At 35.7% G+C, this 12,295-nt stretch carries 7 protein-coding genes; 2 read left to right on the forward strand and 5 right to left on the reverse strand.

All coding sequences use genetic code 11. The features are described from left to right. Positions 1 to 6: 6 nt before the first annotated feature. From ileS to gdhA, 4 genes are all read right to left on the reverse strand, one after another. The gene (ileS, locus tag J2X31_RS13265) at positions 7 to 3,660 is read right to left on the reverse strand and encodes an isoleucine--tRNA ligase (RefSeq protein WP_310027299.1); all 3,654 of its coding nucleotides are present in this window, start codon (positions 3,658 to 3,660) and stop codon (positions 7 to 9) included. A gap of 354 nt (positions 3,661 to 4,014) precedes the next feature. Further along, positions 4,015 to 4,728 (reverse strand): DNA repair protein RecO, encoded by a 714-nt coding sequence (gene recO / locus J2X31_RS13270; RefSeq protein ID WP_310027300.1) that lies wholly within the window; start codon positions 4,726 to 4,728, stop codon positions 4,015 to 4,017. Positions 4,729 to 4,772: 44 nt separating this feature from the next. Then, positions 4,773 to 7,067, reverse strand: a complete 2,295-nt coding sequence (gene porZ, locus J2X31_RS13275) for a type IX secretion system anionic LPS delivery protein PorZ (protein ID WP_310027301.1) — start codon at positions 7,065 to 7,067, stop codon at positions 4,773 to 4,775. A gap of 120 nt (positions 7,068 to 7,187) precedes the next feature. Then, positions 7,188 to 8,531 carry an NADP-specific glutamate dehydrogenase gene (gene gdhA / locus J2X31_RS13280; protein ID WP_310027302.1) on the reverse strand — a complete coding sequence of 448 codons (1,344 nt, stop codon included), beginning with the start codon at positions 8,529 to 8,531 and terminating at the stop codon, positions 7,188 to 7,190. A 267-nt stretch (positions 8,532 to 8,798) separates the two neighbouring features. On the opposite strand from gdhA, the gene J2X31_RS13285 reads away from it, so the two are divergent. Beyond that, entirely contained in the window at positions 8,799 to 9,545 is a 747-nt protein-coding gene (locus J2X31_RS13285) for a THC0290_0291 family protein (RefSeq protein WP_310027303.1), read from the forward strand. 1 nt (position 9,546) lies between these two features. Here the strand turns inward: J2X31_RS13285 and J2X31_RS13290 are convergent, their stop codons facing one another. Next, the gene (locus tag J2X31_RS13290; protein WP_310027304.1) at positions 9,547 to 11,349 is read right to left on the reverse strand and encodes a lysophospholipid acyltransferase family protein; all 1,803 of its coding nucleotides are present in this window, start codon (positions 11,347 to 11,349) and stop codon (positions 9,547 to 9,549) included. Between the two features lie 164 nt (positions 11,350 to 11,513). Between J2X31_RS13290 and J2X31_RS13295 the strand changes: the two genes are divergently transcribed. After that, on the forward strand, positions 11,514 to 12,275 hold the full coding sequence (locus J2X31_RS13295) for an exodeoxyribonuclease III (protein WP_310027305.1): 762 nt from the start codon (positions 11,514 to 11,516) through the stop codon (positions 12,273 to 12,275). Positions 12,276 to 12,295 lie beyond the last annotated feature (20 nt).

A 12,295-nucleotide genomic window follows, 5' to 3' on the forward strand; every position in this document is an offset into this window, starting at 1 on the left:
GTGGGGTTATTTTGTAATTAATAATCTTGTTTTTATATCATCAAACTCAATTTCTATTCCATTTATTACATTCTTCTCAAAAATCAATGTTTCAGTCAATGTTTCCGATTTGATGTAATCTTCATTGGCTACAACAGCGTCATACAATTTGCCTGTTTCAGCTATATTATTTATCTCTAAATGCACCACAATTTTATCGGTAACTTCAAATTCTGAATCTTTTCTGATGTTCTGAATCCTGTTTACAAGTTCTCTTGCAATCCCTTCATTTTTCAATTCTTCAGATAGTGTAATGTCTAAAGCAACTGTAATATTTCCAGAATTTGCAACCAGCCAGCCTTCAATATCTTGTGATGTAATTTCTACATCTTCTTTGGTTAAAGTTATGCTATTTCCTGATAATTCAATAATTGTGAAACCACTAGTGTCCAATTGATTGATTTGATCTTGTGATAAATTCTGTATCTGTTTGGAAATCAATCCCATATCTTTACCAAAACGGGGACCAAGTGTCTTGAAATTAGGCTTAATTTGCTTGATTAGAATACCTGAAGCATCATCTAAAAGTTGGATTTCTTTCACGTTTACTTCCGCTTTTATAAGGTCGGAAATGGCTTCGATTTCGGTCTTGAAATTAGCGTCAAGTACTGGAATCATTACCTTTTGCAACGGTTGACGCACCTTTATCATTTCCTTTTTTCGGAGCGATAAAACCAAGGACGAGATGGTTTGTGCTTTCTGCATTTTGCTTTCTAACGATTTATCAACAAAGTTTTCAACTTGTTTTGGAAATTCCGCCAAATGTACACTGTCAAAATTTTCCGACTGTGTTGCCTGTGTTAAATCTCTGTAAAGCTTGTCCATAAAGAATGGAGCGATCGGAGCACCCAATTTAGCAACCGTCAAAAGACACGTATATAACGTTTGATACGCCGCGATTTTATCTTGGGCATATTCGCCTTTCCAGAAACGTCTTCTGCACAAACGAACATACCAGTTGCTCAAATTTTCCTGAACAAAATCAGAAATGGCTCGGGCCGCTTTTGTAGGTTCATATTCTGCATAAGCATCGTCCACCACTTTTATTAACGTATGCAATTCAGATAAAATCCAACGGTCGATTTCTGGCCTTTCGTTTAATGGAACTTCTGCTTCCGCATATTTAAATCCATCAATATTAGCATATAAGCTAAAAAACGAATATGTATTGTATAATGTTCCGAAGAATTTTCGGCGTACCTCTGCAACTCCTTCGATATCAAATTTCAAGTTGTCCCAAGGGTTTGCATTCGAAATCATGTACCAACGGGTGGCATCCGGACCGTATTCTTTAATTGTTTCGAAAGGGTCGGTTGCATTACCAAGACGTTTGGACATTTTTTGTCCGTTTTTGTCTAGAACCAAACCGTTTGAAACTACATTTTTATAGGCGATTTTATCAAAAACCAAAGTTCCAATTGCGTGAAGCGTATAAAACCAACCACGAGTCTGGTCTACACCTTCTGCAATGAAATCAGCTGGGAAATCTTTGTTTTCATCAATCTTGTCTTTGTTTTCAAAAGGATAATGCCATTGTGCATAAGGCATTGCACCAGAATCGAACCAAACATCAATCAGGTCGCTTTCGCGTTTCATTGGTTTTCCAGAAGCCGAAACTAATGTGATTTCATCGACTACATTTTTATGCAAATCAACCAAATCATAATTTTCTTCCGACATATTGCCGATTTCAAAACCTTTGAACGGATTTTCTTTTTGAAAACCAGCTTCGATTGATTTTTCAATGGCGTTGTATAATTCTTCGACAGAACCAATTAATATTTCTTCTTTCTTGTCTTCGGTTCTCCAGATTGGCAACGGAATTCCCCAATATCTTGAACGGGAAAGGTTCCAGTCATTGGCGTTTTTCAACCAGTTTCCGAAACGGCCTTCACCTGTAGATTTTGGTTTCCAGTTGATGGTATCGTTCAAATCGAACATTCTGTCTTTTACATCCGTCACTTTGATGAACCAAGAATCTAATGGATAATATAAAAGCGGTTCGTCTGTTCTCCAACTGTGTGGGTAACTGTGCTTGTAATTGTTGACAACTTGAAAAGCTTTATTCTCTCTTTTTAATTTTAAAGCTATCCTCTTGTCAACATTCAAATATTCTTTTAATTCTGGAATAAACTTTTTAAGACTTTCTTTTTGTTTAATGAGATCATTTTCCTTTTCTTGAATAGAAAGATAATCTTCCTTAACATATTCCCCTGAAAAACCAAAATCTTCATCGAGAATTTCTTTTCTAAATTTTCCTTGCAAATCTACTAATGGAACTGGTGTTCCGTTTTCGTCTAAAACCAACATTGGTGGCACTTCTGGCGTTGCTTCTTTTGCAACTTTTGCATCATCAGCACCAAAAGTTGGAGCCGTGTGAACGATTCCTGTTCCGTCTTCCGTCGTTACAAAATCTCCAGAAATTACTCGGAAAGCATTTTCAGGATTTTGGTAAGGTAAAGCATAAGGCAATAATTGTTCGTAACGGATTTCCAACAAACTTGACCCTTTACAAGTATCAAAAACCAAGTATGGTATCTTTTTTGAAATATTCGTTAAATATTCCATTCTAGATTTCAATTCTTCTTCCTTTGATTCGTCATCAATCGAATTTTTCAAAACAAAGAGTAATCTATCTATCTCAGCATTAACAGAATCTTCAAAAACATCAAAACTTTTATCTAACAAATCAATCAAAAATAAATCATCATTGTTTATTCTGAAAAATCTTTTATCAAATTGTTTTTCAATTAATTTTTTTGCTAAAATTACATTTGTTTCATTGAAAGTATACTGATTAAATGTCCTAACAAGTACATAATCAATATTCTTACCAACAGTAAGAGCCGTATTACTTGGCAGAGTCCAAGGTGTAGTCGTCCACGCTAAAAAATAAACAGTTTTTCTTTCCCATGGTGTAGTCATTAATGCAAAAGCCTTAGCAATAGTGTTTTTTCCTCCATTTATCGCTTTGAACTGTGCCACAATCGTAGTATCCGTCACATCGCGATAAGCTCCGGGCTGATTTACTTCGTGAGAAGACAATCCTGTTCCTGCTTTTGGAGAATAAGGCTGAATAGTGTATCCTTTATATAACAAACCCTTATCATAGATTTGTTTCAAAAGCCACCAAACCGATTCCATATATTTTGGTTTGTAGGTTACGTATGGGTCTTCCATATCAACCCAATAGCCCATTTTTTCGGTTAGATCATTCCACACATCGGTGTAACGCATTACTGTTTTTTTACAGGCTTCGTTGTATTCTTCAATGGAAATGCCACCTAGCTTCCCGATGTCTTCTTTTGTGATGCCAAGTTCTTTTTCGGTTCCCAATTCTACCGGCAAACCGTGAGTGTCCCAACCTGCTTTTCTTTTTACTTGAAAGCCTTTTTGGGTTTTATAACGACAAAAAATATCCTTAATAGCACGAGCCATCACGTGGTGAATTCCAGGCAATCCGTTTGCTGAAGGTGGCCCTTCAAAAAATACGTATGGTTGGTTTCCTTCGCGAGTAGTTACGCTTTTCTCAAAGATGTTTTCTTTTTTCCAGAAATCAAGTACTTCAGACGCTACAGTTGGCAGGTCAAGTCCTTTATATTCAGTAAATTTTGTGCTCATTTTATCGTTTTCTTAAATCAATTTGCGAAAGTAATAAATAGTTGGGAGTTATGGGTTATGAGTTATGAGTTTTTGTTTGCCACGAAGGCTCGAAGACTCAAAGTGATGTTAAAAACGAACAAAAAGTGAAAGAAGCTCAATTATATTTTAATCTTGGCGACTTTACCATATAAGTTAAATAAGGTGATTTAAGTTGGATTGTCTTCGTCGGGTTCGCGTGAGGGATTGCAGTGGAAATCCTTTTCTTTTTTTTCTTTAAAAAAAGAAAAGATTGTAACGGAAAGCCCGACAGCATTTTCAAAAAGGCTATGCACGAACTGAATTTGCCTTTTTGAAAATGGTGGCACGCCCAAATTATGCAAAAACTTCTTTCAGAACATCTAACGATTTTGGCTTTCTGAAACCATCGAGATGCAAAGTATAATAATCGATCAAGATTTTGAGTAAAATTTGCCTTTCGACAGAAGCAAAGACTTTTTGGTCGCTGTCGAATTTGAGGTTCATCAATCTTTTGAGCAGATGCGTTTCGTGATCGGAGAGACTGCTGACGGCGTGAAAGGGTGTGAAAATACCTTCGATCATTTCGAAGAATTTGGCATCGGAATCTGAATTATCGGGATAGAAACCGAGGTATTTTGTGGTTTCCAATAATAAAATTAGATGGAAATTGGCAACTTCGTCGTGGTTGTCGAGCCAAAGTAATGAGGTTTCGAGAAAGGCGAAAAAGTGTTCGTTTTTTTCTTCTTCATGAATGCTATGGTGCAAGATTTCGGAGATGAACATGACAATCGTGCTCTTCACAACATCAGTATGGATGGAATGAAACGGCGATGCGATTTTTATTTCCTTGAAGTTTTCGAGTGTTCCTTTGTTTTTGTGTACGGCTTCGATTTCAAGAATAGAAAGTGGTTGGAAATAGGCGATTTTCTGATTCGATTTTCGGTTGGAAAAAGCATCACGAACAAAATAGCTTTTGAGTCCGTCGGATTGTGTGAAGCATTTTACAATCAGGCTTTTTTCCTGGTACTTTAGGGAAGAAATGACGATTGCTTTGGTTTTGACTTGCAATTTAGATTTTAGATTTTAGATTTTAGATTTCTCTAAACCCATAATTATCGGATGATCATCACTTTTTTTACCTTGGTTTCAATCCCATCTTGGGCTGAAATAAAAATCATATAGACTCCGGAAGCGACTTTATATTTGCCGAAAGCTGTGGTGTCCCATTCGATTGTTCCTCCTTCGGAAACGGTTTCGTGAACGAGATTTCCTTCGATATCGGTAATTTTTATTCTAGCTTTGTCGAGCAATCCGGTGATTTTTACGGTTCCGTAATATTCAGGACGGACTGGGTTTGGATATACTTTTACATTTTGCAGGTTATCATTTCCAGTAGTGGAAAATCCTTTGAAGGAAACCATTCCCTTTGTTGTTGCGAAGAAAACTTCTCCTGTTATTGGATTAATGTCGATATCGTTAATGGAATTACTTGGCAAAGGTGAATTGGTAATTGTAAATCGTTGAAGGATTTGCTGTCCGTTTGAGGAAACTTGGAAAACACCTGATTCGGCTGTTCCGATCCATTTGTTGTTGGCTCCGTCTACGACGATATCGGTTATGAATTGTTCATACATCAGTTCTTGGGCAACACCTTCTTCCATAATGATGATGGCATTTGACGTCATTTGTTCATCTGAATTGTACCTGTCTACACTTGACAGGACGCGTAATCCTTTGGTGGTTCCAATCCAGAGTTGGTTTCGGTTGTCTATTGCTATCGTTCTTGTGAGTCGACTTGGTAAATTACCTTCGTCTCCTTCGGTTATTCTTTTAAAGACATTTGTTGTTTCATTAAAAGCCATTATCCCATGGTTTGAAGTAAACCATTTGGTTCCATTCTTATCAATGACCAGCTGATCATAGTATAAATCTTCTGGATCTTCAAAATCATCCGTTTCAAAACGTTGCCATTGGTTGTTTGTTTTCAAAACTTTGAGTCCATTTAAAACCATACTGTTTGTAATCCATAAATTGCCTGTTTTGTCAAATGCCGCTCCATTTATCCTTACACTAGTATAATTTGGCACAAAAGTTAATGTTTCCGGACCGTTTGGAGCACTATTGGTTTGATCATACAAATAGTTAGGAATGTCATTTTCTATTTTTAATAAACCTGAATGATAGGAACTTATGTAAACTTCGTTTGGATTGGTTGGATTTATCGTAATCTTAGAGAGTGATTTAGCTCCCAAAACATCTTCTTTTGGGATACTGAACCACTTGCTTTCTGTAAATTTTCCGACACCAAACAAATTTGGTTCAAATCCAGAATAGAGGTGGGGATCATAACTTGCATCATATCCTCCAAAAACAGCCCATATATTTTCAGTAGAGGCATTAATTCCGAAAATCGCATTCCGTTCAGGTCCGTTTGGACTTAAAAACTCGAAGGCAAAGGAATTATTCAACGATGTTGTAATTAGCCCGTTTTCCTTTGTACCGATATATACTTTTCCATTTATGACCGTTGCACAGGTAAAAACAGCTTGTACTTCGGTAATTTGATTTGTATTTATTTGTAGTGTTTGTGCAAGTTGCGGATTATAGATATGAACCTGGTTTTGAGTTGTCACGACCAAAGAGCCTTCATTTTCTCTCAAATCCAACGGAAGTTGAAACAATTGAATGAAGGGCTGAAAACTAGAACCATTAAATCGATGTATGTTTGAACTTGTATTAACTGCTACTAATTCAATTCCTATAGCCTCGACTCCAATCCAGTTTCCGGGATTGACATTTATCCATTCATTATAATCTATTAAATTCTCACTTAGAATATTGGCTCTTCGAATACCTGAAAAGGCAGTTGCTGCATAAATAAATCCATTAAAAACAACGGTTTGCATTACCTTAATTTCGGCTCCATTATCTCCAATAAAATAAGTATCTCCAAATTGAAGCGTTGCCAAATTGTATTGTACGACTCCAAAATCGCAGGAAACATAAACAATTCCTTCGTGTTCATGGAAATGATTTATTTTTTTTATGGTAGGATTTATTTGCTTGTTGATGATATCTACAACGGTTTTTATTGATCCATCTGGATTTATGATAATAAGCAATCCGTTTTCATATCCAACAAGTGTCCTATTGAACTTTTCGCTGTGGTAAAGTGCGGAAATTGTCTGACCCGGCAAACCATCAATTGTATTGGTAGTTTTTATTTCGTTTGTAATGTCGCTTTTAGAAAAAAGAGCATTTTCTGATGCTGCAAAAACCCTATCACTAGATTCAGAAACATCTTTGATTTCATTATAACTAAAATAACTGTTCCAGCTTTTACTGTTCTGGGAAAATCCAATTTGTATTGATATAAGGAAGAGAAATGCCGGGAAAAAATATTTCATTACAATTTTATTACTAAGACAAATATACTACAAAACGAATTTATTTGAATTTTAATATAGGAAACAAAAAAAAATGCTCCCAATTGAGAGCATTTTTAAAATATTTATTAAGATTTCTGATTAAACAACACCTTGAGCAAGCATTGCGTCAGCAACTTTTACGAATCCTGCAATGTTAGCACCTTTCACATAATCAACATAGCCTGAAGCATCAGAACCATATTTCACACATGAAGCGTGGATGTCTAGCATAATTCTTTTTAATCTTTCGTCAACTTCTTCTGATGTCCAGCTTAATCTCAAAGAGTTTTGAGACATTTCAAGACCTGAAGTTGCAACTCCTCCCGCGTTTGAAGCTTTTCCTGGAGCAAATAAAATTTTTGCTTTTTGGAAAACTAAAACGGCTTCTGGAGTTGATGGCATGTTAGCTCCTTCTGCAACACAGATACATCCGTTTGCTACCAAAGCTTTTGCTTCATCTTCGTTCAATTCGTTTTGAGTAGCACATGGCAAGGCAACATCACATTTCACTTCCCATGGACGTTTTCCTTCAACAAATTTGGCAGTTGGATATTTTTTCAAATAATCGCTGATTCTACCTCTCAATTCGTTTTTGATTTCCATTACGTGAGCCAATTTCTCAGCATCAATTCCGTCAGCATCATAGATATATCCTGATGAATCCGACATTGTAACAACTTTTCCTCCTAATTGAGTTGCTTTTTCAGCAGCATATTGAGCTACGTTTCCTGAACCAGAAACAACAACCGTTTTTCCTGTGAAGCTATCGCCTCTTGTTCCTAGCATACTTTGTGCGAAGTAAACATCTCCATAACCTGTAGCTTCAGGACGAATCAATGATCCTCCGAAAGAAATTCCTTTACCGGTTAAAACTCCAGTAAATTCATTTCTTAATCTTTTATATTGACCAAACATATAGCCAACTTCTCTTCCTCCAACACCGATATCTCCGGCTGGAACGTCAGTGTTTCCACCGATATGTTTTGCCAATTCTGTCATGAAAGCTTGACAAAAACGCATTACTTCATTGTCTGATTTTCCTTTTGGATCAAAATCAGCTCCACCTTTTCCTCCACCCATTGGCAAAGTTGTCAAACTGTTTTTGAAGGTTTGCTCAAAAGCAAGGAATTTCAAGATGCTTAGGTTTACAGAAGGGTGAAAACGAATTCCTCCTTTGTATGGTCCGATGGCAGAATTCATCTGAATTCTATAACCGCGGTTAACCTGAGTGTTTCCTGCATCATCAGTCCATACAATGCGGAAAGTGATTATTCTTTCGGCTTCAACCATTCTTTCCAGAAGCATTTTGTTCTGGTATTTTTTATTTTCTTCAATAAACGGAATTACTGTTTCAGCAACTTCGTGAACAGCCTGCATGAATTCAGGCTCGTTAGGATTTCTTTTAGCAACTGCTTCAACAAATGATTGAATACTTTGTGACATGATTTTTAAGTTATTAACGTTTTTGAAAACGTTTTCGTTGATGGAGCAAATATACAATTTTATGTAAATAGCAATCGTAGTTTTTTTATATTCGCAGTAAAATTACGCTTTTGTTAAGAAATCTTAATGAAAACAGCTTTTTATACAGCCTATTAAAAGTTTTCGTTAGCTTTTTACTTAAAAACTAACTATTTCTTATATATATTTTATAAGTGATAGATGTTTTTATATATTTGCCAATCCTTACACCTGAAATCTTTTTTTATTATGCTGAAAAAAATAATAACATCAATAGTGATTTTAATTAGCTGTTCATCGGTAAAAGCTCAATATGGAAATACTTACCACGAAATTGGTTTTATGGCCGGTCCTGTGTTTTTTCAGTCTGACTTTGGCGAAAAAGGCAACTTTGATAATGCAATTAAAAATGTAGGTTTCTCTGCCGGTGTTTTTTATTATTTATCTTTAAACAGCAACAGATCGCATTTTGCAGACAATTTCAAACTTCGTCTGGAAGCCTCCTTCATGAAAGTTGAATTACAGCATTATGGAAAATATGTTGAAGGAAATTCATTATTTGCACAAAAACTACGTGCTATGAGTAGTGACCTTAAGGCAGGAAATGTAGGTATTCAACTTGAATACTATCCTTTTAAAACAGATGATTACAGTGGCGCTACTTTTACTCCCTACATTAGTGCTGGTACTCAAATCACTAGTTATAATGTAACTGCAGAATCTTCTTTAGGGCCAATAGGAACCTCTAATACAATGATCAACAAATATATTGATGGTTTTAAAAGCGATTCTGGGATTGCTGTTTCTCTAACCACTAGCCTTGGTTTCAGATATAAATTGGCTGACTATCATGCGGTAATAGTTGATGCGAGATTACAATATTATTTTACTGACTGGATGGATGGAATGAACCCAGACAAAGAAATCTATAAAGAAAATAAAACGAATGATTATTCTGCTACTTTAAATGTAGGATACGTTTATTATTTCAATTAATTTATTCGCCTTTTTCCGCTAATTTTCTTTCGAGTTCTGCTTGAAACTCTTCCATTACCGGCTTCATGGTACTTTCTGGTATATCTGCAATTCTTATATACATCAGTCCATCGACAGCGTTATTGAATAAAGGATCAACATTAAAGGCTACAACTCTAGCATTCTGCTTGATATATTTCTTGATCAATACAGGCAAACGCAAGCTTCCAGGTTCTAGTTCATCAATAATCTTATCGAACTTGTTCAAATCAGATTCTGCTTCATCAAAAATGAAGTCTTTGTCTGCATCTTTAAGCTTTACTTTGTATTCTTTCTTAGGGTGAATGTATTGAGCAATGTAGGGATCATAATAATTCGATTTCATAAACTCAATCATCAATGATTTAGAAAAATCCGAGAATTGGTTGCTAATACTAACGCCACCTATCAGGTATTTATGATCGGGGTATCTTAATGTGGTGTGTACAATCCCTTTCCAAAGCAAAAATAATGGCATAGGTTTTTGCTGGTATTCCTTTACAATAAATGCCCTTCCCATTTCGATAGATTTGTTCATCATATCAAAAAGTTCCGATTCAAAACGGAAAAGTTCGTGCAAATAAAATCCTTCAATACCATATTTAGGATAAATTTCAGAACCTAGTCCCATCCTGTAAGCACCTGCTATTTTTTGGGCATCTTCGTCCCAAAGGAACATGTGATGGTAATATTTGTCAAATTTGTCTATGTCGATGGATTCATTTGTTCCTTCTCCAACTTCCCTGAAAGTAATTTCTCGAAGCCTTCCCAATTCATGAAGAATGTTTGGAATTTTGTCTGCTTGTGCAAAAAACACTTCATAGTTTTTACTTTGCAACAATCTGCATTCTAGCTTTCGCAAATTGATTACTTCCGCTACAATCTTTTCATGGTTTGCAGCAGTAACAATTTGTTTCGGACTTTTAGGTATTTTTAAAGTAGGTGCCGCCAAAAGTTTGCTTTCCTTTTCAAAAGGATTGGCAAGCATATAGGTTTTCTTTCTTAGAAATTCTGAATATTCTTCTATTGATTCATGTTCATTTTGTTCGGCAACAGAAATTGGTTTGCCGATTCGAACTTTTATGATTCTATCTTTTTGCGTTAGTACTTCCGATGGCAATTTTGCCGTTCTGAGCGTTCCGCCTAATTTGGACAACAAATAAAACAACCTGCTGTTTTTTGCATGAAAATAAATAGGCACTACAGGAACCTGGGCTTTTCTGATGACTTTAATTCCGCCTTCTTCCCAAGCTTTGTCAACTACTAATTTTCCATCTTTATAGGTAGAAACTTCTCCAGCAGGAAACATCCCCAAAGGCTTTCCATCACTCAAATGGCGTAAAGTTTCCTTGATTCCAATCACGCTGGATTTTGCATCCTTATGATTTTCAAAAGGATTCACAGGCATGATATAAGGTTTCATCGGATCAATTCTATGCAGAAGAAAATTGGCAATTATCTTGAAGTTTGGCTCTCTTTCAAGCATCAATTTTAAAAGCAAGATACCATCAATTCCACCCAAAGGATGATTGGAGATTGTAATGTAAGCTCCTTCTTTTGGAAGGCGTTTTAAATCTTCTTCAGGTATTTCGAATTTTATCTGGAATTCATCCAAAATGGCATTCAGGAATTCAACATCTTTTAAATGCTTATTCCTGTCGTAAACATCGTTTAATGTCGAAATTTTTAGCACTTTCATCAGTAGCCAGCCTGAAAAAGTTCCAAAAATTCCGTATTTTTCAGTGTTTATTGCTTTTGCAACTTCCTTCGCGGTTACTAAACCCATCTATGCTTTTAATTTATTTGGTAAAAACAAAGATAGCAAAACTTGTTATAAAAGCAACCCTAGAAGGGTCAAGTTTCAATTTCTTTATTTACTCAAATTAGTAGTTTTTTATAAAAATTAAACCTTTTTGCCTACTTTTGAAAAGACAAAATTTTTAAATTATTATGAAGATTATTTCATACAATGTTAATGGCATTAGAGCTGCAATTTCTAAAGGTTTTATCGAATGGTTGCAACAAGCCAATCCTGATGTCATTTGCCTTCAGGAAATTAAAGCAACAAAAGACCAGATTCCTGTTGAAGAATTTGAAAAAGCAGGATATCCTTATCATTATTGGTTTTCTGCACAAAAAAAAGGATACAGCGGCGTTGCAGTGCTTTCAAAAATAAAACCAAACAACGTAGTTTTTGGAACCGGGATTGATTATATGGATTTTGAAGGACGGAATCTTCGTTTGGATTTTGATGATTACTCCGTAATGAGCCTTTACTTGCCTTCTGGAACAAATATTGCTAGACTCGATCATAAATTTATGTTCATGAGGGAATTTCAGGAATACATTACCGAATTGAGAAAAGAAATTCCAAACCTGATAATTGGTGGCGATTACAACATTTGCCACGAAGCAATTGACATTCATGATCCTGTTAGAAACAAAACCGTTTCGGGTTTCCTTCCTGAAGAAAGAGCCTGGATTGATTTGTTTATGAAAAATGGATTCACCGATAGCTTCCGCCATTTCAACAAAGACCCACATCATTACACCTGGTGGAGCTACAGAGCTGGAGCAAGAGGAAACAATAAAGGTTGGCGAATTGATTATATTTTGGTGAGTAATTTAATTGAAAACAAACTGCAAAGAGCTTTGATTTTGCCTGATGCCAAACATTCTGACCATTGTCCGGTTATGATTGAAATTGAATAATAATACAAAAATAAATAGTA

The sequence above is a fragment of the Flavobacterium arsenatis genome (genome assembly GCF_031456785.1).
Lineage (GTDB): Bacteria > Bacteroidota > Bacteroidia > Flavobacteriales > Flavobacteriaceae > Flavobacterium > Flavobacterium arsenatis.

Coding starts and splice junctions, on each gene's coding strand:
- gdhA (WP_310027302.1), bottom strand. CDS start 8,531: ATGTCACAAAGTATTCAATCATTTGTTGAAGCAGTTGCTAAAAGAAAT.
- J2X31_RS13285 (WP_310027303.1), top strand. CDS start 8,799: ATGCTGAAAAAAATAATAACATCAATAGTGATTTTAATTAGCTGTTCA.
- J2X31_RS13295 (WP_310027305.1), top strand. CDS start 11,514: ATGAAGATTATTTCATACAATGTTAATGGCATTAGAGCTGCAATTTCT.
- J2X31_RS13290 (WP_310027304.1), bottom strand. CDS start 11,349: ATGGGTTTAGTAACCGCGAAGGAAGTTGCAAAAGCAATAAACACTGAA.
- ileS (WP_310027299.1), bottom strand. CDS start 3,660: ATGAGCACAAAATTTACTGAATATAAAGGACTTGACCTGCCAACTGTA.
- porZ (WP_310027301.1), bottom strand. CDS start 7,067: ATGAAATATTTTTTCCCGGCATTTCTCTTCCTTATATCAATACAAATT.